A 24,573-nucleotide genomic window follows, 5' to 3' on the forward strand; every position below is an offset into this window, starting at 1 on the left:
GACGCAGCTCCGGACGGAACCGCTTCACACTTTTCCTGGAATTGCTCTACGAAAACGGCAGTGCGGCCCATTGCTCGACGAATTTCCCGCCGGAATAGACCTGGATCGAACCGAACTGCTGTAGCACGAATTCGCTCTGGGTCGGACGCAGGAAGGCGTAGTCGTCAGGCCCGACATTGACGTTGTCGGGCAGCGCCATGAATTGCTGATTGGTCGAAAAGCCGAACGTCTTGTCGGTCTTCATCCCCACGGGATGGACGGGCTTCGCCATCCATTTTCCGCCATAGAGAAAACAGCCGCGCCGCGGCAACAGCCCGAGCTTCTGCAGCAGCCAGGAGCGCTGGTCGAGGCCCGGCACCTGGACATCGACCACCTTCAGGATCGGCGTCGCGATGAATGCGGCAGGCCGCAATTGGCTGAGGCTCGGCACATCGAAATCGGTCGGCAGCATAAAAGCCGATCCGATGGACAATTCATTGGCGCCGACCCAGCTGTCATAGAGCAATGCGGTGCTGCTGCCGCCAAGATTGAGGATCTTGCGCTGGTCGGCGGCAAGGCAAGCGACATACTGGCGAAACAGGCTGATCGCCTTGACGCGCGCCTTGGCCGGTCCTCCCAGCAGTTTGGGGATATGGCCGATATGCGCCTCGTAGGCCATGACGCCTTCGCATTTCAGCCGCGGGTAATTCGCCAACGCGGAAACTGCCCGGGCCAGTGAGTCGGGATCGCTGATACCGCCGCGATGAAGGCCGACATCGACCTCGAAGCAGACGCGCAGCTCGCGGTCGAGCTCGGCGGCAAGCGAGCCATAGGCGGCCAGCCGCTCCTCGGTATCGATCAGCCAGACGATGCGCGACGTAGCTTCGCCGAGCCCGGCGAGAACGCCCTTCGTCAGCGCGTGCCTGGCGCCGGCAACCGGCATCGGCTTGCCCAACAGGAGATCGACTTGGGGAAACACTTTCAGCATCTCGGCGCTGATCGGCAGATGAAAGGTCATCAGCCTGTCGGTCGCAAACGCCGCGCGGATATAGTCGATCAGCGGCAGGCATGGCAGCGACTTGTCGACGAGGCGCAGATCGAGGCCCGTGGCGAACTTCGCCTTGATCGCAGCGATGTTGTGATCGAGCCGGTCGAGATCGAGCACCAGGCAAGGCTGAAAGATCCCGGCTGCCCTGAGCGCGCCCGACATTTCCGCGAAATAGGTGTCGGTCAGGCTCATGCCGCGACGCCGAGCAGCCTGGCAATATAGGGCGACACGAAGCGGTTGTCCGGGTCCATCTCGCGGCGGACCGCCATCGCATCGTTCCAGCGCGGATAGAGCGCGCTCAATTCCCTTGATGTCAGGCTGTGCATCTTGCCCCAATGCGGGCGGCCGCCGCGCTTCCTGAAGATCGGCTCGGCGGCGTTGAAGAACGCCATCGGATCGCGCTCGACGCCGTGATGGATGGCGATGGAACAGGTTGGGCGCTTGTAGAAGGGGCTGAGCCAGACATTGTCGGGCGCGACGACGCGCACCTCCATCGGAAAATAGACCTCTGGAAACCGCGTCTCGAGCAGCGCAATGATTTCGCTGAGTGCGGCCGCCCCTTCCTCGAACGGCAGGTGGTATTCCATCTCGTTGAACTTGACGTTGCGCTCGGAGGTGAAGACCTTCAGCCACTCCTCGACATAATCCTCGGCCGGCACCTTGGCGAAGGCCGAGCCGATGAGACGGCGGCGCAGCCAAGGGAGCCAGCTGAGATAGTCGCGCAGTTTTCTCAGCGTCGTCACCGCATCGTCGTCTTCCGTCGGCGGACGCACCGTCGCCGGCGCCTCGGTGATGTCGCTGGCAATCAGCAGCGCCTGGCCGGAAAACGGCACATAGTAGAACTCGGCCGAACGATGCGCCGTCATGGTGCTTTCGAATTGCGCAAGCACATCGGCGATCGGCGCCGTCCAGCGGCGGTGCCGCATCCGGTAACTCGCCACGTTGCGGATCGTCACTTCGGTGACGGCGCCGAAAGCGCCGAGCGAAGCGCCCATGGCTTCGATCATGTCGGGGCTCTTGGCACGGTCGAACTCTTTCACGGCGCCACGCCCGTCGACGATCTGCATCGCCTCGAGCTGGGTATGGTAAGCGCCGAGCGTGATGCCCGAGCCGTGGGTGGCGGTGCCCAGCGCCCCGCCGAACGCCTGCTTGTCGATGTCGCCCATGTTCGGCAGCGCCTGGCCGACGCCGTGCAACAGCTTTGCCAGCGCGCCGATCTTGGTGCCGGCGCCGACCCGTGCTGTCAGCCTTTCGGGATCGTGCGACCTCAGGCCCTCGAAGCGATCAAGCGACAGGATCGTCCCGTCATTCTTGACCAGAGGCGTGAAGGAATGGCCCGTGCCAGCGAATCGAACTGGTCCCGGCGCGTTGCGAATGGCACCACTCAGCTCATCGAGACTCTGCGGTTCGGCAAAAGCCTGCGGCGTGGCCGTGACATAGCCCGACCAATTGCTCCACTGGCTGATAGCCTCTCCCAAAATTGCCTCCCTGGGACGCCGGCTTTGCCGGTCTTTCTCCTAGCGCTGAATAATATGATACATACTCAGCTTTTCGGATATGATACATTGTCAGCTTTCTGTCAACCTGGCAATCGGAGGTGTCTTGTGTGGTCCCGTGTTCAAGTGCATGGCCTTTGGCCATGATTGGGCGCATTCCGATAGTGAGATTATCTCTAGGCAATTAAAAGGACAAACAAGGACACAAATATAATTAAAACGATCTGCTTAAATCTCATCACAAGAGCTTTGCGCTCATCCCGTTTTATTCTGATTTTTGTTTCATGTTCGTCATACTTTATATATCCATAAAACATGCAGCATGCTAACAAAACCAAAAAAATACCTCTCCTACCATGGCTTTCTCGGAAGTCACTGCTGCCAAACGCAACCACCCATCCGCCAATTCCGTAAATAACCAATGTTGAAGTGAATAAAACGAAAAGCATCGAGAAAACGTATAGTTTCTTTAACGCATTCCGACGACCGTCGTGCCCATCCATCACTACAGTTCCTTTGCTTGCACGAACGTAAATCAATACTGCATTATTCATGATTCATACTTGATTTCCGAGTACCCCTCTAGCTCACCTCGGGGCAACGGAACTTCACTACACAATAGCACGCCGCCAGGTCGTGGGGCGAACGGCTAGGTTCCTCGTCCGTCAGCGAGCCGCGCGCCGTACTAAGGGCCGTGCAAATCCATGAGGGCAACCGGCTGTATCACGAGCCTCACCGCGACCGGGCGATCGTGATCGAGCGTGGTATCTGATTGTCATCGGACGACATTCCGCGCCGGCCGCATTATCTACAGCGACGCACGCTGAGCCGGCGTCGGCATTGAACGCAGTTCGTTGCCCCTTCAAGCCAGCCCAAACGTTTCCACGGCCCGCATGATGCCGCGCAATTCGGCCAAACCCTTCAGGCGGCCGATCAGCGAGTAGCCGGGATTGATCCTTGTCTTGCCGATATCGTCGGCGAGCAGGTGGCCATGGTCCGGCCGCATCGGGATTTGCCAGTCGGCTCGGCCCTCCTTGCGGCGGCGCGCCTCCTCCTGCATCAGCGCCAGGATGACATGCGCCATGTCGGTGCCGCCTTCGAGATGCTCGGCCTCGTAGAACGAGCCGTCATCCTCGATGGTGATGTTGCGCAGATGGGCGAAGTGGATGCGGTCGCCGAATTCCTTGACCATGGCGACGATGTCGTTGTCGGCGCGCGTGCCGTAGGACCCGGTGCAGAACGTCAGCCCATTGGCCTGGCTGTCGACGGCATTGAGAATGAAACGCGCATCCTCGGCGGTCGAAACGACGCGCGGCAGGCCGTAGAGCGAAAACGGCGGATCGTCGGGGTGGATACACATGCGCACCCCCTCCTCTTCCGCCACCGGAATGATCTCGCGCAGGAACCACGCGAGGTTGTCGCGCAACTCCTTCGGCCCGATCCCGTCATAGTCCGCAAGCGCCTCGCGAAAACTGTCGCGGTCATACTTGCGCTCTGTAGCCGGCAGGCCGGCGATCAGATTGCGCTCGATCTGGTCGATCTTCTCGGGCGGCAATTCCTTCAGCCGCGCTTCCGCCTGCGCAATACGCGCCGGCGTGTAGCTGTCAGCACCGTTCTTGCGCTTCAGCACGAACAGATCGTAGGCGGCGAAATCAACGGCATCAAAACGCAGGGCGTAGCCTGTCGTCGGCAGACGGTAGGCTAGATCGGTGCGGGTCCAGTCCACCACCGGCATGAAATTGTAGCAGATCGTGGCGATGCCGGCCTTGGCCAGCGCGCGGATCGAATCGCGGTAATAGCCGGCATAGCGCCCGCGTTCCTGCGCGCCGATCTTGAAGGAATTGTGGACCGGAACGCTCTCGACGACCGACCAGGTCAGTCCTGCTTCCTGGATAATGCGCTTGCGCTCCAGCACTTCGGCCTCAGGCCACGCCCGGCCGTCATAGATATGGTGGAGCGCCGAGACCACGCCGGTGGCGCCCGCCTGCTTGACATGATCGAGCGTCACCGGATCATCGGGCCCATACCAGCGCCAGCATTGTTCCATTTCGGCTTTCCTTCTGCGACAGGTTGGCAACTTATTGTTGGACCCCGATGGGAGTCGATAGAAAATGGAGGAGTTTTTAGAAATGACGGATTTCGACGGCAAGGTCGCCCTGGTGACCGGGACGACCGGAATCGGCCTGGCAACCGCCACACGCCTTGCGGCCGGTGGCGCCGCAATCATCGCCTGCGGCATCGACCGCGCCGCCAACGCGGCGATGAAAGCGCAACTAGAAAGTGCTGGTGCCGCGGTGCTGGTCATCGACACCGATGTGTCCGTCTCCGATCAGGTGCGCGACGCGGTCGCGGCTGGCGTCGCGAAGTTCGGCGGCCTGGATGTCATCGTCAATTCAGCCGCCGTCCATCCCTATGGCACGGCGACGACCACCGACTGGGAAACCTGGAACCGAACGATGACGGTCAATGTCGGCTCGATCTACCTGACCGCGCATTTCGGCATTCCGGAAATGATCAAGCGCGGAGGCGGCGCCATCGTCAACGTCGCCTCGGTGCAGGGCTTTGCCTGCCAGCAGAACGTCGCCGCCTATGCCACGACCAAGGGCGCCATCCACACGCTGACGCGCTCGCTGGCGCTCGACTACGCGGCATCAGGCATCCGCGTCAATTCGGTCAGCCCGGGCTCGATCCGCACGCCGATCCTGGAGAAGGCTGCGCGCGGTGACGGCGGCAGCGATGCCGATGTCGAAGAGGCCTACAAGCGCTTCGGCGCGGCGCATCCGCTCGGCCGCATCGGCGAACCGGAGGAAGTGGCGGAACTCATCGCCTTCCTTTGCTCGTCGAAGGCCGGCTTCTGCACCGGCGCGGACTACAGGATTGATGGCGGACTGACCGCCGGCATCGGCGTCAGATAGAGCACTGATCGTGCTCTGCACGCTTGCCGGCGATCTCGAGCGCTATGTACCGCCTCTATAGCTTCCACGTCCGCCTGGCATTGCCCGAAAGCAGCTTCGCCCGTTCGTCGGGACTGGCTCCCGCGATCAGCGCATGCGTCGCTGTCACCCAGGTCGCAAGGCCACCGCCAAGCGTGCACACCGGCCAGTCGCTGCCCCACACGACGCGGTCCCAGCCGAAGCAGCCGATCGTGTGCTCGACATAGGGGCGCAAGGTCTCGACGGTCCATGAGCCGGCATCGGCATAGGCGACGACACCGGAGATCTTGCCGATGACATTGGGACGCCGCGCGATCTCGGTCATATGCTCGCGCCACGGATGTTCCGCACTGGCCTTGATGTCGGGCACGCCGCAATGGTCGAGCACGAACTGCACATCCGGCGCCAGATCGGCGAGCGCAACCGCCCTTGGAATCTGATGCGGCAGGACGACGAGGTCGAAGGTCAGGCCGGTGCCGGCAAGCCGCTTGATGTTTTCGCGAAACAGCGCGCTGTCCGAAAGCTCGTCCGGCATGACATGCAGCACGCGGCGGAACCCCTTGACGAAGGGATCGGCCTGCTGGCGCCCGAGATAGGCGGCGAAGCCGGCCTCCTCCGGGCGGCAGGAGGCGATCGCCCCGCGCAACAGACTGCCCTTCTCCAGCGACTGCGCCTTCACATGGCTGGTCTCGGCCTGGATGTCGGCTTCATCGACGTCGACCTCCATATGCAGCGCGGCCTCGATACCGGCGCGGCGGGCCTGGATCGCATATTCTGCGTGCGGGAAATCGCGGTTGAGCGCCGGCTCGCGGCTGAGCCAGGGATAGCGCAGCGCCGACAGGTCGATCAGGTGCAGATGAGTGTCGATGATCATGGCTGTCCTCCTCGGTGATTTCAGATCATCGCCAAATGCCTAAACCCAGCGCATGACACAAGCTTTGGCTCAGGCCCGCTTCGGGATCTCTTTGTCCTCGAGCAGCAGCGTCAGCCCCATGGCGACGAAATAGAGCGCCGCCACCCAGATGAACATCACGTTGAAGCCACTGGAGTAATGGTCGAGCACCACTTCGCGGATCGCGCCCGGCAGGCTCGATGCGAGGTGCGGCGTCAACCCGTTCAGGCCACCCGGCAGCAGGGCGGCGGCGTCTGCAGGAAGCTCGGCTGTCTGCCGGTTCAGCGCCCAGATCATCACCGCGCCGTTCAGCGCCAGACCCAGCGATGCTCCGAGCGTCCGCGCCTGGGTGATCAGCGACGTCACCGCGCCGATATCCTGCAGCGGTGCCGCCGCCTGGATCGCCACGATCAGCACCTGGAACTGCAGGCCCATGCTGATGCCGAACACAGCCATCATCGTTGCCAGCACCCAGATCGGCGTGTGCTGGTTGGTGAGGACGAAGCCCAGCATCAGAAACCCGCCGATACCCATGGCGACCACCGGCATCCATTTGTAGCGTCCGGTTGCCGCGATCACCCGCCCGGCCACGATCGAAATGACCATGGACGTGAGCGACGCCGGCAGGAACAGGAAGCCTACCTCGGCCGGGCTCAGGCCCGTCAGCGTCTGCATGTAGAGGGCAAAATAGAAGAACATGCCCAGCGTCACCGTTCCGGCAACCAGCGACACGCCCGAGACGATGCTGACCGTCGAATTGCCGAACAGCCGCAGAGGGACGATCGGCTCTTCGGCCCGCCGCTCGACCATGACGAACAAGGTGATGGCGGCCACTGCCAGCAGCGGCAGCGCGAAGGTGATGAGGTCCGGTCCGTTGGGGTCGAGCACGTGATAGCCCCAATAAACGATCGCCGTCGTGCCGATGGCGAGCAGCGCGCCGCCGAGATAGTCGATGCGGTGCCGCTTCTCGTTGAACCGGCTGCGCATGGCGAAGGCCAGCACCGCCAGCACGATGATGCCTATCGGCAGATTGACCAGGAACACCCAGCGCCAGCCGAACAGGCTGGTGATGTAGCCGCCGGCCAGCGGGCCGAGCACCGACGACAGCGCGAACACCGCCGAACTGTAGCCCTGGTATTTCGCGCGGTCGCGCGGCGAAAACAGTTCGCCGATCATGGCGAAGGCCGAGACCATCAGGCCGCCACCGCCGATGCCTTGCAGCACGCGCGCGGCGATCAGGCTCTCCATAGACCATGCCATGCCGCAGACAAGCGAGCCCAGCAGGAACAGGCCGATCGCCGTCAGCACGACATTCTTGCGGCCATACATGTCGCCAAGCTTGCCGTAGAATGGCGAGACCGCGGCGGTCGAGAGCAGGTAGGCGGCACCGACCCAGCCGAACAAATGCAGATTGCCGAGTTCGCCGGCAATGGTGGGCAAGGCGGTGACGACGATCTGCATGTCGATGGTGGCCATGAACATGGCGATCAGCGCGCCAAAATAGACGATCAATGTCGTCAGATCGGGCCTGGCTTCGGCCTCAACGGGCGCTGTGTCCGGCAGCGTCTGCTCGACAGTCATCGGTGTCTCCGTAGCTTGGGGCGCGATTTATGTGCCCACAACCAGGAGGTGTCAACCATATATGTGCGCATAGCATATAATTGACATCAGCATATATTTTTGCTAGCCCGCTATGGGATGAGCAGCAACGCCTCCGGCAGTCCTGACCGATTTCCACCCCTGTTCCAGACGCGCGGCGATCGGGATCTCGCCGATCTGGCGCGCGGCAGCGGCCTGTCCGAACCGGCGGCCGAGGCCGTGGCCGCCATCGATGCGGTGATGAGCAAGGTGCGCCGCTCGATCCAGCGCCGCGACTTCGGCCGCATGATCCTGGCGCGCGTAGACCCTTCGCTGGAAGTGAGCCATTTCGATGCGATCGGCGCCATCGCGAACAATTCAGGTCTCAGCGATACCCAGCAGGACGAGGTGACGGTCGGTGTCATCGCCGAGCGCCTCGAGATCGACCCGTCGCGCGCGAGCCGCATCTCAGCCGACATCGTCGAGCGAGGCTTTGCATGCCGCGTCGCGTCGCAACGCGATGCCCGGCGCATCTGCCTCAAACTCACCGCCAAGGGCGAGCGCTTCGTGGCGGCGGTGCGCCAGATCAAATGGCGGATTTTCGCCGGATCGCTAGCACAGTGGGATGAACAGGACCTGGTAACGTTCGCCACCTTGCTGGAACGCTTCGCGGGATGGGCCATGGACGAAGCCGGGATGAAAAGGTCCGCCGACGCCGTCAAGCAGTTGATGGACGAGATGCTGTCCGAAACGAAATAGGCGGCACGGCGTGGACGCCACCCATGTGTGCGAGCCGTTCGATAGCCCTTGACGCTCAGGTCGCCTCGGATCGTTATCGGCCGAAGAAACCGGCGTCCTCTTCCGCCAGGTATTTCTTCGCCGCTTTGGCATCGATGTCGAGGCCGAGTCCCGGAGCTTCGAGCAGGTCCACCATACTGTCCCTGACGATCTGCCCCTTGGGCAGGCCGATGACGATGTCCTCCCACCAGGGGTCGGAGGCGCTGGGATATTCGAAGGCGATGTAGTTGGCCGGCAGCGTGGCGCAGACATTGATCAGCGCACCGAGGCCCAGCAGACCGTTCGCCGTGCCGTGCGGCGCCATCATGATCGAGTGCATATAGGCGTGCTCGGCCACCCATTTGAGCTCGGCGATGCCGCCGATATCGGCGGGGTCCGGACCGATGACACGGACCGCCTGGGTCTCGATTAGTTCCTTGAAGTTATGCCGCAGGTAGATCTGCTCGCCGGTGTGGATGGGGGTGGACGTCGATGTCGTGAGTTCGCGATAGGCTTGCGGGTTGACCCATGGCACGTAGTCGCCGGTCAGCATGTCCTCCAGCCACATCAGATTGTATTTTTCGACGGCCCGCGCGAAGCGGATGGCGTCGGGCAGGAACCAGCCGGGGCCGCAATCCAGCGCCAGCGAAACCTTGTCGCCGAGCACCTCCTTCATGGCGACGACGCAGTCGATCATATGCGCCATGCCGCGCTCGCTGATCTGCCCCTGGTCCATCGCGCCGTGATAGGTCGGCGGCTGGCGCACGCCGTAGTGGAAGTCGGGAACGCTGGTCTTCATGTTGGAGTGGAAGCTGATGCCTTGCTTGACCATGAAGAAACCTTCCGGCCGCTCCATCATCCATTTGACGTCGGCCGCGTAATCCTCGGGCCTGTCGCCGGTGCGCTTCTTGCGGATGGAGCCGTTGTAGACCCGCACCTGGTCGCGGACCTTGCCGCCGAGCAGCTTGTAGACCGGGACGCCGGCGGCCTTGCCGGCGATGTCCCACAGCGCATGCTCGATGGCGCTGACAGCGGCGCCGTAGGGCTTGAACGAGCCGCGCTGACGGATCTTCAGCATCACACGTTCCACATCCGTCGGATCCTCGCCGATCAGCGCGTCGCGGAAATGCAGCACCCAAGGCTTCAGATAAGGCTTGGTGTGCTCGACCTCGCCGAGGCCATGGAGGCCTTCGTCGGTGACGATGCGCACGATGGGATGCTTGCCGATGACGGCACACCTGAGATCGGTGATCTTCATGATGTCCTCTATTTCACCGACGAGAAGGCGGTTGGCGCGAGAAACTGGCTGGAAATATTGGCCAGGATCGGGCCATCGCGCTCGGACTCGTCGCGGGCCTCGAGCCATGCCGGATCGGTGGTGAAGGCCTTCCATTTCACTTCGCGCTCGGCCAAGGATTCCCAGGCGACGAAATAGGTCAGTCGATTGCTATTTTCGCCGACCACCGTGGTGAAGAACCCGGCTTGGCGGATGCCGTGTCTATCCCACAGCGCCAAGGTATGGTCGTTGAAACGCTTGAGCAGCGCCGGCAGCCGGCCCGGCACGCAGTCGTAAATGCGAAGTTCGTAGATCATGGTCCATCCTTCTGTTCACCTCTCCCTCCGAGGAGAGAAGTGTAGAGTCAGCTCCAGGTGCGGTCCCAGGAGTATTCGTCGTCCCAGTGATCGGTCGGTTGCCAGATGCCGGTGACGCCGGGCTGCAGGTGCTGGCTGATCACATCGTCGACGATGTCGTCGATGCCCAGGCCCGGCTTGTCGGGCACGGTGATGAAGCCGTCCTTGACCAGCGGCTTGGGCAGGCCGGTGACGATATCGTCCCACCAGTCGACTTCGACGCTGTGATATTCGAGCGCCATGAAGTTTTCCGTGGCTACAGCGACATGCGCGGCGGCCATTGCCGCGATCGGGCTTTCCGCCATGTGAATGGCCATGGCGACGCCATGCTCCTGCGCTGCGTCGCCGATCTTCTTGGTCTCGAGAATGCCGCCGGTGGTCAGCAGATCCGGATGGATGACCGAGATGCCGGCGTTGAGCAGCGGTTGGAATGCTTCCTTGAGGTAGATGTCCTCACCGGTGCAGATCGGCACGGAGGTCGCCTGCTGCAACTGCCGATACTGCTCGGTGTACTGCCAGGGGATCACGTCCTCGAGCCAGGCCGGTGCATACTTCTCGATCCGCCGGGCCAGACGGATGCCGTCCTGCAGCGAGATGTGGCCGACATGGTCGATGGCGAGCGGGACCTCGTAGCCGATCACCTCGCGGACCTCGTGAATATATTGATCGAGCAGGTCGAGGCCCTTTTCGGTGAAATGGAGGCTGGTGAAGGGGTGCGGCACGTTCTGCGCATCATAGGCGGCGTTGCGCGCCCGGCGCTCGTCCAGCGTGCGTGCCGGGCCGCGAGCGGCATGGCTGCGGAAAGCATCGAGCACGCCGGCCGGCGCCACCACCGCGCCCGGTATGTGCGAAATCTGCGCCAGACCGAGATCCATCTTGAGGAAGGTGAAACCGAGATCCATCCGCGCCTTGAGCCGCTTTCCGGTCTCGTTGCCGCTGGGCTTGTCCGCGTCGGTGTCGCAATAGACACGCACCTTGTCGCGAAACCGTCCTCCCAGCATCTGGTAGATCGGCACGCCATACGCCTTGCCGGCGAGGTCCCAAAGCGCGATCTCGATTGCCGAGACACCGCCACCTTGCCGCCCATGGCCGCCAAATTGTTTGATGCGGCGGAACAGCCGGTCGACGTCGCAAGGGTTCTCGCCCAGCAACCGGCTCTTCAGCATCAGCGCATAGGTCGCGCTGGCGCCGTCGCGCACTTCGCCCAGGCCGACAATGCCCTGGTTGGTGTAGATCTTGACCAGCGCGGAGGTGAACGGCGCGCCGACGATCTCGGCAACGCGCAGGTCGGTGATGCGCAGGTCGCTCGGCCTGGAGTTCGTATTTACCCGATTGAGCGCCTCGCCGGCGCTACCCGTCTTTGCCATGGCTTATCCTCGTTCTGATTGGTGGCGCCCCGCACCCCCGGCCTGCATAAGCGTTGCTAGCCAAGCTCTATCTCGTGGGCCTGCAGGTAGTCTCGGTTAATCTCGACACCGAGACCCGGCTTCGACGCCAGCTTGAGGCTGCCGTTCGAGACATCGAGTGGCTCGTCGATGAGGTGATTGTATTTATCGAGATTCCACTGCGACGTTTCGAGCTTGTAGAAGTTGGGAACCGTCATCATCACCTGCGCTCCCGCAACCACGTTGATCGGTCCCGCGGCGTCATGGGGCGAGACCGGGATATAGTACGCTTCGCAAAGGGCGGAAATCTTCTTCAGTTCGGTAATGCCGCCGGTCCAGGTAACGTCCGGCATGATGTAGTCCGCAAGCCTGTTCTCGAGCACCGGCACGAAATCCCACTTGGTGTGGCCGCGCTCGCCCCACGAGATAGCGGCGCTGACCTTCTCACGCACCTGCTTGAGGGCATTGAGGCTCTCGGGCGGACAAGGCTCCTCGAACCAGTCGATCTGGCCGGCTTCCTCGAGGCTCCGGCAGAGGCGAATGGCGGTGGGGACGTCGAAGCGGCCATGCGCGTCGATGAGAATGTCGACATCGGGCCCCGCCGTTTCACGGATCAAAGCCGTTAGTTCGGCAGCCTCGCGCTCGTCCTTGCGGGTCATGCCGCCATCGAGGTAGCCGTCCCGCTGTTCGCGCGCCAAGCCATCGGCGATGCGGCCCTGGTGGGGGAAAGGATCGAACTTCAGCCCGGTGTGTCCGGATTCGACGATGTCTCGAATTTCGCGGACCACAGCCTCCTTGCTGTTAAACTTGGCCTGGTTGGGATGGGTATAGAGCGCGATTTCATCGCGCACCGGTCCGCCCAGCAGCTCGTAGATCGGCTTGCCTAGAACTTTGCCGCGAATGTCCCAGAGCGCTATGTCGATAGCGCTCACGCATTCGACTGCGGCGCCGCGGCTGCCCATATAGGTGAAGCTGCGGAAAATCTTGTGCCAGAGATGCTCGATGCGCGCCGGATCCTCACCTGTGACGGCAACACCGATCTGCCGCAGGATCGTGCACAGCGCGCGGTTGGCGAGCCTTGTGGTGGTGGTGATTTCCCCCCAGCCACTCACCCCTTCGTCGGTCGTCACCTCGACGAACAGGAACTCCCCCCAATAGGAAGCATCGGACTTGATCAGCCACGGCCGAACGCTCGTGATTTTCATCTCTCAACTACCTCTGTCTGATGGCCGGACCAATGATTTTCTGGGCTGGAAGTTCTATCCGGCCCGAGCGGCGTTGCGCGCACGCATCTGTTCGAGAACGTGCCGGCCGGAACCCTCGACATGGCGGGCAATGAGTTCGGCCGCCTCGTCGGCATTTCCGGCTTTGATATGCGCGATGAGCTCGCGGTGTTCACGCATGATGGCGGCCCGCCGCGCGAGCGTGAAATTGAAACGCCGGCTCACGGCTCGCAGCACTTCGCGATGCTTCCACCAAAGCTCGGCGGCATGGCGGTTGTAGTGGCGCTGGTACATTACGGTGTGGAAGGCGGTATCCAGTTCACTGTGCCGCAATGTGTCGGTGAAGTTGTTCTCTTCGATCAGAGCCTGGATGCGTTCGAGTTCGGCGATGTCCTCGCCGGTCGCCATGTTCACGAACCATCGCGTCAGGGCCGGCTCGATCAGGACTCCGATCTCGTAGATATCCCGGACAAAATCCTGGTCTATGGGCCGGACGCGCGCGCCACGGTTGGCGACAAAGGTGACGAAGCCCTCCCCTCGCAACAGCTGCAGCGCCTCGCGTACGGGGTTGGTCGAGGTGCCGTGACGCCGGGCGAGATCGGTAACCACAAGTCGTTCGTTGGCGGCGAGCCGTCCCTCGATGATGTCTTCCCGGATCAGTTCATAAAGCGAGGCGCCCTCGCTGGACGCCCCGATGGGATCAATCCCCACGGGTGGCTCTGCTTTGAAATCGCTTGTTTCGGCCAAAGCCGGCTCCCCCGATTAGTACATCACATGCTCGATATCATACACGGGTTTTGCAAACAATGTACGATCGGGTGCGTTGACAGGCAATCCACGATCTGAAAACGTACCAGATGATCGAAGGGATACATTGAGCAGAAGGACGCATCCCGCACGGTCGGACGAGCCCCTTGGCGCACAGCGGCATGGGAGAATCTGGGAGGATACTATGACGAGGATTACACTCGGCGGTGCCGTCCTGCGCGGCACTGTCGCCACTGCTTTGATGGCGTCGCTCATGTCGGGATCGGCGCTGGGTGCGCCGCCGGTCGATTTGAGCAAGTGGTCGCCGGAGTATGTGCGCTCCATCGCCGGCACACAGGATTTCGACACGGCCGCCGATTGCGGCAAGGTCACTCCGCTCGACTACAAGGGGCGACTGACGTTCTGGTATCAGGGCGTGTTCGAGGGCGACCCCGACCTGCTGCGTCAGTACTACAAGGATTTCTTCGAGACCTTCCGCAAGACCTATCCGAACATCCAGCTCGAGGATCAGGCCCTCACCTACAACGACCTTCTCGACAAGTTCCGCACGGCGCTGCTGGGCAATGCCGCGCCGATGGCGGTCCGCCTGCAAATCCTGGGCGGAACCGAGTTCGCCTCGAAGGGTTATCTGCAGCCGCTCAAGCCGGAAGATGTGGGCTATCCCACAGAGGATTTCTGGCCCGGCGCCATGAAGGCGGTAACCTGGGATGGCGTGACCTACGGCATTCCCACCAACAATGAGACGATGGCGTTCATCTGGAACGCCGACATTTTCAAGCGTGCGGGCCTCGATCCGGACAAGGCTCCAGCTACCTGGGACGACGTCGTCAAATATTCCAAGCAGATCCATGACAAGCTCGGCATAGCCGGCTACGGCCTCGTGGCGCGCAAGAACGCCGGCAACACGCCGTACCGCTTCATGCCGCAACTATGGGCCTATGGCGGCGGTGTCTTCGACGAAGCCTCCGCGAACCCGACCTATAAGGAGGTCGAGCTCAATAGCCCGCAGAGCAAGGCGGCGTTGCAAGCCTCCTACGACATGTATGTTCGCGACAAGTCGGTTCCGGTTTCGGCGCTCACCAACCAGCAGGCCGATAACCAGCCCCTGTTCGTCGCCGGCCAACTCGGCATGATGGTCTCGCACCCGTCCGACTATAACGTCATGCTCGACCTGCAGAAGAAGGCAACGGGCGCCGACAAGGAGAAGGCGCAGACCGTCATCGACAACATGCGCTACGGCCTGATCCCGACCGGCCCCGACGGCAAGCGCGCCGTCGTGTTTGGCGGCTCGAACATTCACATCCTGAAGCCCGAATATGTCGAGGGCGGCAAGGTGGACGAGCCGGCCGCAAAGGCCATCATCTGCATGTGGACGAGCCCTGAATGGTCGCTGAAGATGGCGTATGCCGGCTCGAACCCGGGCAACCTCAACGGCTTCAAGACCAAATGGATGAAGGAACGTCTGGACAACATCAAGTTCCTCGATGTCACCACCTCGATGTTGCCATACGGCATTCCGTTCCCGGCGCTGCCGCAATCCCCCGAGATCATGAATATCATCGTCCCGGACATGCTGCAGAACGCCCTGACCGGAGCGATGACCGTCGACCAGGCAGCGGACGACGCGGCCGAGAAGGTGAAAAACCTGATGGACGGACTCTAGTCCGGGCCTGACCTGCGATCCGACCGGCTGCGCCGATAGTGCGTGCAGCCGGTTTGCTCCGAACAATAAGGGCACGCCATCGTGACGATCGTGACCGGCAAGGCCGAGGCTCGCCGAAGATTGCAACCCGGTAGCTCCGGCGTGCTGCGGAATATCTGGGAGCATCGCGCCGACTACGCTTACGTGCTTCCAGCGATCGCCGTGATGCTCATCGTCATCGCCTATCCGATCTACTACACGGTCGAGCTGTCGTTCTTTAAGACGCCGCCTGGCCTGCAGCTCCGCGACAAGACCTTCATCGGATTGGACAACTACACGGCCATCCTCACCAGTCAGGTGTTCTGGAAAGTTACCCTGAACACCCTGATCTGGACGATCGCATCCACCTTCGTTGCCTTTGCCCTTGGGTTTGCCGCCGCGCTGGCGCTCCACCGCGAGTTTATCGGCCGGGGCGTCCTGCGCGCTATCCTGATCATTCCCTGGGTCATCAGCGCGGTTGCCGCCTCCTATATCTGGAAGTGGATCTACCATTCGGACTTCGGCATCATCGGCGCGGTGCTGGTCGGCCTCGGATTGGCCGACCGGCCGCCGAACTTCATCGACAACGTCAGCACGGTGCTGCCCTCCTTGATCGTCGTCAACATCTGGCGCGAGTTTCCGTTTGCCATGATCATGATGATGGCCGGCTTGCAGACGGTCCCCGACCAGTTGCTGCGCGCCGCGGAAGTCGACGGGGCCAATGCATGGCAGCGTTTCTGGCACGTCACCTTCCCGCATCTGCGCAACGTCTCGACGGTGACGATCCTGCTGCTCGCAGTGGCCAATTTCAATTCCTTCATCATCCCGTGGATCATGACCGGTGGTGGGCCGTCGAACGCTTCGCACATCTGGATCACCCACATTTATGAGCTCGCCTTCGGCCGGCAGCGATGGGGCGTCGCATCGGCCTATTCGGTGCTCCTGTTCCTCATGCTGATGGTGCTGGGCTACTTCTACGTTCGTGCGCTGGCCGGCAACGAGCGCAAGGAGGGCGGCGCATGAGCACGATTGTCGAAACAGCTCCTCGAGGTCCGGCCCGGCGCCGCATGCGCATCGACGGATGGCGGTGGGCCGGGCGCATCTTCCTCGTGTTCATGCTGCTTTACACCGCGTTGCCGATGATCTGGATGCTGATCACATCGATCAAGTCCGGCTTCGCGGCGATGCAGTTCCCGCCGCAATGGTGGCCGGAAGAGCCTACCCTGGCCAGCTACCAGAAGCTGCTCGATCCGCAAAACAGCGTCGGTCAGGACTTCCTGCGTTTTTTCTGGAACAGCCTCTACGTGTCGACGGTCACCACAATCCTTTCGGTGATCGTGGCCGTTCCTGCTGCCTACGCGTTTTCGCGCTTTCGTTTCCCCGGTCGAAACTTCCTGTTCTTCACCGTGCTTTTGCGCAACATGTTCCCGGCGGTGATCTTTCTCGTGCCGCTCTTCATCCTGATGCGCGCGATCGGGCTGGTGAACACGCATGGCTCGCTCATTCTCACCTATCTCACCTTTGGCCTGCCGCTGGCGATCTGGCTGCTCAAAGGCTTTTACGACAACATTCCGGTGCAGCTCGAGCAGGCGGCGCGCATCGATGGGGCGACCCGGTTCCAGGCTTTCGTCCTGATCGTGATGCCTCTCTCGACGCCCGGAATCATCGCCACCGCGATCTATTCCTTCATTGGCGCCTGGAACGAGTACATCTATGCCTACACCTTTCTCTCCAAGAACGAGCAGTTGACCCTGCCGGTCGGCATACAGCGTTTCTTCTCGGAGAATACGACGGACTTTCCGGGCCTGATGGCGGCCAGCTTCATGATGAGCGTGCCCGTCGTGGTGCTGTTCCTCCTCCTGCAACGATACTTCGTACGCGCCCTTACAGAAGGCGCGGTCAAACACTAGAGCCGGATGATTTCAGGTCTGTTCGACCTGAAATCTGAATCCGCCTCTAAATCAAAGAGATAGAGCATGATGTCGTCCGAAAACCGCTTCACACTTTTCGGCATCATGCCGTAGGGAGTTGCCGATGGCCCACGTGGTCCTGAGAGATCTCGTCAAGACCTATGGCGGCTTCAAAGCTGTCAACGACGTTTCGCTGACGGTCAATGACGGCGAGTTCGTTGCGCTCGTCGGCCCTTCGGGCTGCGGCAAGACAACCACGCTCAATCTTGTCGCGGGATTGATCCCGGTCACATCGGGCGACATCGTCATCGGCGACCGCGTGGTCAACGACCTCGACCCCAAGGACCGGGACATCGCGATGGTGTTCCAGAACTACGCGCTCTACCCGCAGAAATCGGTCTACAAGAACCTGGCGTTCCCGCTGCAGATGCGCAAGCTGCCCAGGGACGAGATCGACAGGAAGGTCAAGGAAGCGGCGCGCGTGCTCGACATGACGCACCTGCTCGAGCGCAAGCCGCGCGAACTTTCAGGCGGGCAGCAGCAACGTGTCGCCTTGGGGCGCGCCCTCGTCCGCGACCCTGCCGTTTTCCTCATGGACGAGCCGCTCTCCAACCTCGACGCCAAACTGCGCGTCCAGATGCGCTCGGAGATCAAGCGCTTCCACCAGGACCTCAAGGCGACCATCATCTATGTCACGCACGACCAGCTCGAAGCCGTGACCATGGCCGACAAGATGGCGGTGATGAACGGCGGCTACCTGTTGCAATACGATTCTCCGGCGCAGGTCTTTGCCCATCCGGTGAACATGTTCGTCGCCAGCTTCATCGGCAGCCCGGCGATGAGCCTTGTTCCACTGGAGGCATCGACAGCAAACGGCAACACTGCGTTGACCGGCGCGGAGGGCTGGAGCCTTGAGCTCTCGCCCCTCAACGCCCGGAAGGTTGCGGGAGCAACGTCGAGGAAAGTCGTGCTCGGCGCACGTCACTCGACCATCAGGCTCCACAAGAGCGCGGCGCCAGGCAGCGTCCCGGCCAAGGCCTATACAGTGGAGCCGACCGGAGACGTCACCTTCGTGCAGGCGTTGCTGTCAGGCGCCATCGTCAACATCAGCGTGTTCCCCAACATCGCCGTCGCACCTGACGAGCAGATCTGGCTCGAGTTCGACCAGGAGCGGCTGCATCTGTTCGATGGCGAAACTGAACTGGCCCTCAAGGCCGGCTGAGACAAGACGGGGTTCATTGGGAACGTTGGGGATGACTGAAAAGCTTAAGATCACCGCGATCAAACCCTATCCTGTATGGGTTGGAACGCGTAATCAGATGCTCGTCAAGATCGAGACCGACCAGGGCGTCTTCGGCTGGGGCGAGAGCGGCTTGAGCGGGCGCGAAAAGGCCGTTGCCGGCGCGGTCGAGCATTATCGCGAGTTTCTCATCGGCCGCGACCCGATGCAGATCGGGCGGATCTGGCAGGAGGCATATCGCAGCCAGTACTTCGAGGGCGGGCGCGTTCTGCAGGCGGCGATCTCCGCCATCGACATCGCCCTGCACGACATCAAGGGCAAGGCGCTGGGGGTGCCGGTCTACGAACTGCTGGGCGGCAAGCAGCGCGATCGCATCCCCACCTTCGCCTCGACCGGAGACGAGGCCGAGGGCGATGCCGCCGTCGAACGAGCCCGGGAGCTGCGCGCACGGGGGTGGCAGGCGATCCGCTTCTTCCCCGCAGGGCAAAGCAGCAGGGACATCTTCGAACCCCGCGAGTCGATCGGCGCTACCGCAAGCATGCTGAACAAGGCGCGCGAGGCGCTGGGCGACGACGTCGTCCTCGGCATCGACTATCATCATCGGCTGTCGGTGGCAGAGGCGGCGAGCTTCTGCAACAAGCTCGGCCGCGGCGTGCTTGATTTTCTCGAGGAGCCGATCCGCGACGAGACACCTGAAGCCTACGAATCCCTGCGCAGGATGACCGACATTCCCTTTGCCATCGGCGAGGAATTTGCCAGCAAGTGGCAGTTCCTGCCCTACATCGAGCGCGGCATCCATCAGTTCAACCGTCTCGATGTCTGCAATGTCGGCGGGCTCACCGAGGCGATGAAAGTCGCCGGCTGGAGCGAGGCGCACTATGTCGACCTGATGCCGCACAATCCGCTTGGTCCGGTGTGCACGGCCGCGACCCTGCATCTCGCCGCCGCCGTACCCAACTTCGCGTGGCTCGAGACCAGGGAACCCGAGACGAAGCTGGGCTTCGACAATTCCGACTTCTTCCCCGTGCAGCCACGGCTCGACGGTGCCGACTATCCGGTCAGCGACCTGCCGGGCCTCGGCGTCGAGGTCAACGAAGCGGCGGTCCAGGCGGAGGCTTTTCGTTTCTGGGAAGCGCCTCACCTCAGGCGCCGGGACGGGTCTGTTACGAACTGGTAGTTCCATCTCAACCGGAGTCCACAATGACGCATATCCCTGACATCACGCGACCGTCCAAAGACCTCATTGACGCCCTGAGGGAAATCGGCGCCGCGACGGTTGCCGGCACGCTGGGCCACATGGGTTTCCGCAATCCTCACATGGTCGGTCCGGTGGCGCAGAACCATGGGAAGTCGATCGTCGGGCCGGCGCTGACGCTGCAGTTCCTGCCGCAGCGGCCGGACCTCTTCAGCGAGGGAGAATACGCCGACCCGGAAACGCAACTGCACCGGCACGTGCTCTATCACGCGCAGGAAGGCGATGTGGTCGTCGTCGACGCGCGCGGTGACATGAGCTCGGGCGTCTTCGGCGATATGATGTCGACCTATTTCAAGGGCAGAGGCGGCGCGGGCATCGTAATCGACGGCTGCATGCGCGACCGGCCCAATGTCGAGAAGCTCGATCTGCCCCTATGGCTGCGCGGCTGGACGCCCAACTACCATGTGCAAACCAGCATCTATCCGAACGCCGTCAACGTTCCGATAGCCTGTGGTGGTGTCACGGTGATCCCGGGCGACATTATCATCGCAGACGACGACGGGGCGGTTGTGCTTCCCGTCGCAATGGCGGCAAAGGTAATTGAAGAATCGAAAAAACATCACGATTGGGAGGAGTTCTCGCGCGAGAAGCTCATGCAGGGCGCCCCGCTGCAGCGCTACTATCCGCTGCACGACGATGCTCGCGGCGAATATGAGGAGTGGCGCAAAGCCAATCCAGTGAAGGGCTGAGGCCCGGCAGCAACGGCATTCGGCATGCAGCCGTTCAAGAGGTGATTGTTGCCCGCAATACGTGGGTTTTGAGACCCTTGCCTTCGGCTACATGCCTGGTCCCACTCGAAAACCCTGCCGACGGGCCTCCCGATCCAGAAAAACGCTTTCCTCGGGTGAAGCGGCGGCTCCGATACGGAAGGTGAAGGACGTCACATGCGTCGCATTGGTGTCGATCCCACAGTGAAAGCGCACATGATACCAAGTCGTCGCGGTACGAAAAGCGGTATCCGGGGCGTCCAGAAGATTGCCGACCTCTAGTGGAATGCTTGGGAGCAATACGGGGCGATAAGCGGCGTCGTTCAGTTGCTGACCCAGAAGATTGGAGCAAAGGTCGGCTACGCGTTGCCCCCGTGGCACGTCGGCCATCGAGTTCGTTGCGAAGGGATCGCCGGTAGCGCCTTTTGAAAAAAGCTTGCGAACACCCGGAAGCCCCGCATACGCTAGTGAGTTGGCCGTGGGGTTTGGCTCTGCGGCCTTTGCGCGCGGCGGCTTCGCGGCCTTCGCCGGGCTGGGTTTCGGTGCAGTGTCGGGTCTGGCCTCAGGCGCCTGAGCCGACGCAGGAAGCTCGATCTCACCGCCATCATCAGCCGAAGGTGTTGCAGCGGCCGATTCGTGCCTGTCGGCGTCAGGAGCTCCCGCCTCCTGTTTGTCAGCTTCCGGCTTCTCATCGATGCTGGCTGGCTCCGCCGGCTTTGCAGCGTCGGGCGTCGGTTCAGATCTGCTCTCCGCATCGGTTGGCGTGGCAGCCGGCTTGGGCTCGCTGTCCTTGGCGGTGGACGACGCTTGGTCCTGAGCGCTTCTCCCATCCAGCGATTTCCTGGGGCCGGTGTCTTTGTCACCGAACTGGAATGCAGGCTTCAGGACTTTCTCTGACGGCAGGTTGTCCGGTACCGACTTTTCGACCTTCTTTTCAGGCTGACTTTTGGCTTCGGGTTTCGGCTTTGGTGGTTCGGGCGGCGGCACGAGTGCGACATTGATAGGTTGCTCCTCCTGCGGCTGCTGGGCAGGAACGGGCAGGCCATAGACCAGGAACGCGGTGATGAGCGCATGCAGGACCAGCGATGCGGGCAAGGCCCACAGCAAAGTCCGCCGCCGCTCGGATGTCTCGGTCTTCATCCCTCACGATGTGGAGCGAAACTGCGGCGGCATCAAGCGTGGCAACCGTATTGGCGCATTCAGCCGCAGCTCAGCAGTGAGGAGACGACGCATGATTGCTTCTCGCCGCCGGCTCCATTCTCTGCATGCCCGCCTCCAATCTCAGCGACGCAGGCTGGCGTCGCGGGCACGCTCGCGGAGCTCTTCGCGAGAAAGGCCCGCATCCGCCAATATGCTGTCTGGAAGCCGCCTCAAGCTCGCAAGCGTCTGGCGATAGGCAAGCCAGCGGGCGAAACGGTGTCGAAGTTCATGCAACATGATCGTCTCCTTGGCGAGCGGGATACCCACGCTCTTGGATTGGTCGAAAACGCAAAGCAATCGCGCAAAGCGTATGCACGATCGAACGGATTGCGCTGACTGCCTGGCCAACCGAGGTGCCTGTCATTTTCCCGCCAGGGCAGAATTATCAAGCGCTTCCAATGCCTATATACTTGCGCGTGATGGCCGCTTCGCGCTACAGCCACGGTCGCAAGGAGTTTTTCATTTCTGCAAAATGGATATTGGCTGGGACGACCTGAGGTTGTTTCTCGACGTTGCGCGGCTGGGTGGCCTGAGCGCGGCGACGGCAACCACGCGCCTCAGCGCAGCCACACTCGGACGACGCGTCACCGCGCTCGAAAAGCAGATCGGCGAAGCGCTGTTCGTACGTCAGCAGACCGGCTACCGACTAACCCCGGTCGGTGAAGAACTGCTGCGGCGCGCCGAAGACGTCGAAGCAGCAATGCAGTCGCTAACCCGCTGGCGCGAGGGAAACCTGCCCGACCGCATTGTCCGCGTCTCGGCCGGGCCATGGACCTCGGCCTTCGTTTCCACCCATATCGGCGAAATCTGGACCGTCGATGACGGCATCAGGGTGGAACTCGTCACCACCACCGACCGGGTCGACATCGGTCGCCGCGCCGCCGATATCGGCATCCGCAGCGAGCGCCCGACCGAACAGTGGCTGGCCGGCCGTCAGAGCGGCAAGGTCGCGTATGCCATCTATTCCGGACGCCACCTGATCAACGGCATCGCCGCCGGGTTGTTCGTCGGCGTCACCGGCGAAGGGGCAAACATTGCCTCGGCGCGCTGGCTGCAAGCCCATCACGGCGATCGCATCGCCGTGCGCGGCAACAACACCCATTCAGTGCGCGAATTGGTGGCCGCAGGCGCCGGCCTTTCGATCTTTCCGTGCTTCGTCGGTGACAGCGATCCGCGGCTGGTTCGCGTCGCTCATCCTATCCCAGAACTCGAAACCGACCAGTGGATCGTCACCCACCATGAGGAACGCCACTCCCCGCCGGTACGAAAGATTGCCGACCGGATTGCCGCTCTGATGCGGGCCCATCAGCCGTTGTTTCGCGGCAAGATGCCGATCCGCTAAGCGTCAGGCGTCGATCGGCCGCCAGATTCTCAAGGTTCTGGCGCGTGAGGCGGGCGCGTGAAGCTTGAAGGGGTTGGATCCCGGATTGTGGATTTTGGCTGGCCAGAAGCCGGGCCAATCCCGGAAATTGGCTGGAGACTCGTCCAAAAGGTCGGCTCGTTCAGGCGTATATGGTACAAGTCCCACATCTTGTCTTGCCGCAAAGTTCACCCTCTGATTCCCTGTGCCAAGGCGATAGAACCTGATTCTTGCACCTGGCGTGTTCAAGCGGCGCGTTCCGGGAACTTTTTTGTCGATCAATTCCAAGGAGACAAGACGATGAGCACCGCGGCAAGGCCCGTCATCTCGGAAATGCGGCCGAAGATAACCGTTATCGGTGTGGGCGGTGGCGGCGGCAACGCGGTCAACAACATGATTGCCGAAAATCTGCAGGGTGCGGAGTTCATCGTCGCCAACACCGATGCCCAGGCACTGACCATGTCGAAAGCATCGCGGCTGATCCAGCTGGGCGCCCATGTCACGGAAGGCCTGGGCGCCGGGTCGCTGCCCGCGGTCGGCCGCGCGGCAGCCGAGGAATCGATCGACGAGATCAGGGACCACCTTGCGGGAACCCATATGTGCTTCGTGACCGCCGGCATGGGAGGCGGAACTGGAACCGGTGCCGCGCCCGTCATAGCGAACGCTGCACGGGCAGCCGGCATCCTGACCGTGGCCGTCGTCACCAAGCCGTTCACCTTCGAAGGGAAGCGCCGCATGCAAGCCGCCGAAGAGGGCATCGAGCAGCTTCGCGAATGCGCCGATACCGTGATCGTTATTCCGAACCAGAACCTCTTCAGGATCGCCGACGCAAAGACGACTTTCGCGGACGCCTTCGCCATGGCTGATCGCGTCCTTTATTCCGGCGTCGGCTGCATAACCGATCTCATCGTCAAGGAGGGGCTGATCAATCTCGACTTCGCCGACGTGAAGTCGGTGATGCGCGACATGGGTCGCGCAATGATGGGTACCGGGGAAGCCACGGGCGAGGACCGCGCCAGGAAGGCCGCCGAAGCGGCGATAGCAAACCCGCTTCTCGACGAAGCCTCGATGATCGGCGCCAAGGGCGTCCTGGTCTCGATCTTGGGCGGCATGGACATGACGCTGTTCGAAGTCGATGAGGCCGCCACCCGCATCCGCGAGGAGGTCGACGCCGAGGCCGACATCATCGTCGGCGCCATATTCGACCGGGCACTCGCCGGAAAATTCAGGGTCTCAGTCGTCGCGACAGGATTGCGGCAGGGCCTGGAGATACCGCAGTAGGCAGGATCCGGGCTGCTGATTTATGAGTCTGGTGGACCGTGGTCATGGGCTTCGCCACCGAAAAGTCGGCCCGCAAGCCCGCACCATTGAACTTGCCGGTGAATTCGCGTTGCCGGCCTAGAGACCGAATTTGTTTCGAGGCCGCTGCCACGAATGCGCGAACTCGCATCAGCGCCGCCGCGGAACCGCTCCCAACTGCAACCGCGCCGCGAATGCGCTTCGACCCGG

The 24,573-nt window shown here is 62.0% G+C and carries 23 protein-coding genes; 10 read left to right on the forward strand and 13 right to left on the reverse strand.

Annotated elements, in window-relative coordinates; translation table 11 throughout:
- Positions 1-46: 46 nt before the first annotated feature.
- From NLY37_RS14015 to uxuA, 4 genes are all read right to left on the reverse strand, one after another.
- Entirely contained in the window at positions 47-1,219 is a 1,173-nt protein-coding gene (locus NLY37_RS14015; protein ID WP_031246152.1) for an alanine racemase, read from the reverse strand.
- Positions 1,216-2,505 (reverse strand): D-arabinono-1,4-lactone oxidase, encoded by a 1,290-nt coding sequence (locus NLY37_RS14020; protein ID WP_023687893.1) that lies wholly within the window; start codon positions 2,503-2,505, stop codon positions 1,216-1,218. The genes NLY37_RS14015 and NLY37_RS14020 overlap by 4 nt, the downstream gene beginning before the upstream one ends.
- Before the next feature lie 194 nt (positions 2,506-2,699).
- Entirely contained in the window at positions 2,700-3,077 is a 378-nt protein-coding gene (locus NLY37_RS14025) for a hypothetical protein (RefSeq protein ID WP_156933927.1), read from the reverse strand.
- A 308-nt stretch (positions 3,078-3,385) separates the two neighbouring features.
- Positions 3,386-4,570, reverse strand: a complete 1,185-nt coding sequence (gene uxuA, locus NLY37_RS14030) for a mannonate dehydratase (protein ID WP_023741793.1) — start codon at positions 4,568-4,570, stop codon at positions 3,386-3,388.
- A gap of 82 nt (positions 4,571-4,652) precedes the next feature.
- Here uxuA and NLY37_RS14035 point away from each other — a divergent pair, with 82 nt between their 5' ends.
- Positions 4,653-5,438, forward strand: coding sequence for an SDR family NAD(P)-dependent oxidoreductase (locus tag NLY37_RS14035; RefSeq protein ID WP_023725471.1), 786 nt, complete (start codon positions 4,653-4,655; stop codon positions 5,436-5,438).
- Between the two features lie 55 nt (positions 5,439-5,493).
- Here NLY37_RS14035 and NLY37_RS14040 read toward each other — a convergent pair whose 3' ends face one another.
- The gene (locus NLY37_RS14040; protein ID WP_286442641.1) at positions 5,494-6,330 is read right to left on the reverse strand and encodes an amidohydrolase family protein; all 837 of its coding nucleotides are present in this window, start codon (positions 6,328-6,330) and stop codon (positions 5,494-5,496) included.
- Between the two features lie 69 nt (positions 6,331-6,399).
- Positions 6,400-7,929, reverse strand: a complete 1,530-nt coding sequence (locus NLY37_RS14045; RefSeq protein WP_031246153.1) for an MDR family MFS transporter — start codon at positions 7,927-7,929, stop codon at positions 6,400-6,402.
- 117 nt (positions 7,930-8,046) lie between these two features.
- Between NLY37_RS14045 and NLY37_RS14050 the strand changes: the two genes are divergently transcribed.
- On the forward strand, positions 8,047-8,685 hold the full coding sequence (locus NLY37_RS14050; RefSeq protein ID WP_023741795.1) for a MarR family winged helix-turn-helix transcriptional regulator: 639 nt from the start codon (positions 8,047-8,049) through the stop codon (positions 8,683-8,685).
- A gap of 73 nt (positions 8,686-8,758) precedes the next feature.
- Here the strand turns inward: NLY37_RS14050 and NLY37_RS14055 are convergent, their stop codons facing one another.
- The 5 genes from NLY37_RS14055 to NLY37_RS14075 are packed head-to-tail and all read right to left on the reverse strand — an operon-like array spanning position 8,759 to position 13,690.
- The gene (locus NLY37_RS14055; protein WP_023741796.1) at positions 8,759-9,961 is read right to left on the reverse strand and encodes a mandelate racemase/muconate lactonizing enzyme family protein; all 1,203 of its coding nucleotides are present in this window, start codon (positions 9,959-9,961) and stop codon (positions 8,759-8,761) included.
- An 8-nt stretch (positions 9,962-9,969) separates the two neighbouring features.
- Positions 9,970-10,296 (reverse strand): NIPSNAP family protein, encoded by a 327-nt coding sequence (locus NLY37_RS14060; RefSeq protein WP_023741797.1) that lies wholly within the window; start codon positions 10,294-10,296, stop codon positions 9,970-9,972.
- 47 nt (positions 10,297-10,343) lie between these two features.
- The gene (locus NLY37_RS14065) at positions 10,344-11,702 is read right to left on the reverse strand and encodes a mandelate racemase/muconate lactonizing enzyme family protein (protein WP_286442647.1); all 1,359 of its coding nucleotides are present in this window, start codon (positions 11,700-11,702) and stop codon (positions 10,344-10,346) included.
- 56 nt (positions 11,703-11,758) lie between these two features.
- Positions 11,759-12,925, reverse strand: coding sequence for a mandelate racemase/muconate lactonizing enzyme family protein (locus NLY37_RS14070; RefSeq protein ID WP_023741798.1), 1,167 nt, complete (start codon positions 12,923-12,925; stop codon positions 11,759-11,761).
- 54 nt (positions 12,926-12,979) lie between these two features.
- Positions 12,980-13,690 (reverse strand): GntR family transcriptional regulator, encoded by a 711-nt coding sequence (locus tag NLY37_RS14075; protein ID WP_023681193.1) that lies wholly within the window; start codon positions 13,688-13,690, stop codon positions 12,980-12,982.
- Positions 13,691-13,895: 205 nt separating this feature from the next.
- On the opposite strand from NLY37_RS14075, the gene NLY37_RS14080 reads away from it, so the two are divergent.
- From NLY37_RS14080 to NLY37_RS14105, 6 genes are all read left to right on the forward strand, one after another.
- Positions 13,896-15,374, forward strand: a complete 1,479-nt coding sequence (locus NLY37_RS14080; RefSeq protein WP_031246154.1) for an ABC transporter substrate-binding protein — start codon at positions 13,896-13,898, stop codon at positions 15,372-15,374.
- 81 nt (positions 15,375-15,455) lie between these two features.
- Positions 15,456-16,415 carry a carbohydrate ABC transporter permease gene (locus NLY37_RS14085; protein ID WP_023741800.1) on the forward strand — a complete coding sequence of 320 codons (960 nt, stop codon included), beginning with the start codon at positions 15,456-15,458 and terminating at the stop codon, positions 16,413-16,415.
- Positions 16,412-17,302 carry a carbohydrate ABC transporter permease gene (locus NLY37_RS14090; RefSeq protein WP_023741801.1) on the forward strand — a complete coding sequence of 297 codons (891 nt, stop codon included), beginning with the start codon at positions 16,412-16,414 and terminating at the stop codon, positions 17,300-17,302. The genes NLY37_RS14085 and NLY37_RS14090 overlap by 4 nt, the downstream gene beginning before the upstream one ends.
- 124 nt (positions 17,303-17,426) lie before the next feature.
- Positions 17,427-18,524 carry an ABC transporter ATP-binding protein gene (locus NLY37_RS14095; RefSeq protein WP_023741802.1) on the forward strand — a complete coding sequence of 366 codons (1,098 nt, stop codon included), beginning with the start codon at positions 17,427-17,429 and terminating at the stop codon, positions 18,522-18,524.
- A 31-nt stretch (positions 18,525-18,555) separates the two neighbouring features.
- Positions 18,556-19,719 carry a mandelate racemase/muconate lactonizing enzyme family protein gene (locus NLY37_RS14100; RefSeq protein ID WP_023712168.1) on the forward strand — a complete coding sequence of 388 codons (1,164 nt, stop codon included), beginning with the start codon at positions 18,556-18,558 and terminating at the stop codon, positions 19,717-19,719.
- Between the two features lie 23 nt (positions 19,720-19,742).
- On the forward strand, positions 19,743-20,486 hold the full coding sequence (locus NLY37_RS14105) for a ribonuclease activity regulator RraA (protein WP_023681186.1): 744 nt from the start codon (positions 19,743-19,745) through the stop codon (positions 20,484-20,486).
- Positions 20,487-20,573: 87 nt separating this feature from the next.
- Here NLY37_RS14105 and NLY37_RS14110 read toward each other — a convergent pair whose 3' ends face one another.
- Entirely contained in the window at positions 20,574-21,644 is a 1,071-nt protein-coding gene (locus NLY37_RS14110; protein ID WP_023681185.1) for a DUF930 domain-containing protein, read from the reverse strand.
- A gap of 141 nt (positions 21,645-21,785) precedes the next feature.
- Positions 21,786-21,941, reverse strand: a complete 156-nt coding sequence (locus NLY37_RS30785) for a YjiS-like domain-containing protein (protein WP_023681184.1) — start codon at positions 21,939-21,941, stop codon at positions 21,786-21,788.
- A gap of 235 nt (positions 21,942-22,176) precedes the next feature.
- On the opposite strand from NLY37_RS30785, the gene NLY37_RS14115 reads away from it, so the two are divergent.
- On the forward strand, positions 22,177-23,046 hold the full coding sequence (locus NLY37_RS14115) for a LysR family transcriptional regulator (protein ID WP_023668092.1): 870 nt from the start codon (positions 22,177-22,179) through the stop codon (positions 23,044-23,046).
- Positions 23,047-23,364: 318 nt separating this feature from the next.
- Entirely contained in the window at positions 23,365-24,345 is a 981-nt protein-coding gene (gene ftsZ, locus NLY37_RS14120) for a cell division protein FtsZ (protein ID WP_286442656.1), read from the forward strand.
- Positions 24,346-24,573 lie beyond the last annotated feature (228 nt).

Origin of the sequence: Mesorhizobium sp. C395A (genome assembly GCF_030323205.1) — a bacterium.
GTDB lineage: Bacteria > Pseudomonadota > Alphaproteobacteria > Rhizobiales > Rhizobiaceae > Mesorhizobium.

Excerpts from the sequence above, each read along its gene's own strand:
- NLY37_RS14055 (WP_023741796.1), bottom strand. The coding sequence starts at position 9,961 with ATGAAGATCACCGATCTCAGGTGTGCCGTCATCGGCAAGCATCCCATC.
- NLY37_RS14065 (WP_286442647.1), bottom strand. The coding sequence starts at position 11,702 with ATGGCAAAGACGGGTAGCGCCGGCGAGGCGCTCAATCGGGTAAATACG.
- NLY37_RS14035 (WP_023725471.1), top strand. The coding sequence starts at position 4,653 with ATGACGGATTTCGACGGCAAGGTCGCCCTGGTGACCGGGACGACCGGA.
- NLY37_RS14050 (WP_023741795.1), top strand. The coding sequence starts at position 8,047 with ATGAGCAGCAACGCCTCCGGCAGTCCTGACCGATTTCCACCCCTGTTC.
- NLY37_RS14095 (WP_023741802.1), top strand. The coding sequence starts at position 17,427 with ATGGCCCACGTGGTCCTGAGAGATCTCGTCAAGACCTATGGCGGCTTC.
- NLY37_RS14040 (WP_286442641.1), bottom strand. The coding sequence starts at position 6,330 with ATGATCATCGACACTCATCTGCACCTGATCGACCTGTCGGCGCTGCGC.
- uxuA (WP_023741793.1), bottom strand. The coding sequence starts at position 4,570 with ATGGAACAATGCTGGCGCTGGTATGGGCCCGATGATCCGGTGACGCTC.
- NLY37_RS14080 (WP_031246154.1), top strand. The coding sequence starts at position 13,896 with ATGACGAGGATTACACTCGGCGGTGCCGTCCTGCGCGGCACTGTCGCC.
- NLY37_RS14015 (WP_031246152.1), bottom strand. The coding sequence starts at position 1,219 with ATGAGCCTGACCGACACCTATTTCGCGGAAATGTCGGGCGCGCTCAGG.
- NLY37_RS14060 (WP_023741797.1), bottom strand. The coding sequence starts at position 10,296 with ATGATCTACGAACTTCGCATTTACGACTGCGTGCCGGGCCGGCTGCCG.
- NLY37_RS14070 (WP_023741798.1), bottom strand. The coding sequence starts at position 12,925 with ATGAAAATCACGAGCGTTCGGCCGTGGCTGATCAAGTCCGATGCTTCC.
- NLY37_RS30785 (WP_023681184.1), bottom strand. The coding sequence starts at position 21,941 with ATGTTGCATGAACTTCGACACCGTTTCGCCCGCTGGCTTGCCTATCGC.
- NLY37_RS14045 (WP_031246153.1), bottom strand. The coding sequence starts at position 7,929 with ATGACTGTCGAGCAGACGCTGCCGGACACAGCGCCCGTTGAGGCCGAA.
- NLY37_RS14100 (WP_023712168.1), top strand. The coding sequence starts at position 18,556 with ATGACTGAAAAGCTTAAGATCACCGCGATCAAACCCTATCCTGTATGG.
- NLY37_RS14025 (WP_156933927.1), bottom strand. The coding sequence starts at position 3,077 with ATGAATAATGCAGTATTGATTTACGTTCGTGCAAGCAAAGGAACTGTA.
- NLY37_RS14090 (WP_023741801.1), top strand. The coding sequence starts at position 16,412 with ATGAGCACGATTGTCGAAACAGCTCCTCGAGGTCCGGCCCGGCGCCGC.
- ftsZ (WP_286442656.1), top strand. The coding sequence starts at position 23,365 with ATGAGCACCGCGGCAAGGCCCGTCATCTCGGAAATGCGGCCGAAGATA.
- NLY37_RS14105 (WP_023681186.1), top strand. The coding sequence starts at position 19,743 with ATGACGCATATCCCTGACATCACGCGACCGTCCAAAGACCTCATTGAC.
- NLY37_RS14115 (WP_023668092.1), top strand. The coding sequence starts at position 22,177 with ATGGATATTGGCTGGGACGACCTGAGGTTGTTTCTCGACGTTGCGCGG.
- NLY37_RS14110 (WP_023681185.1), bottom strand. The coding sequence starts at position 21,644 with ATGAAGACCGAGACATCCGAGCGGCGGCGGACTTTGCTGTGGGCCTTG.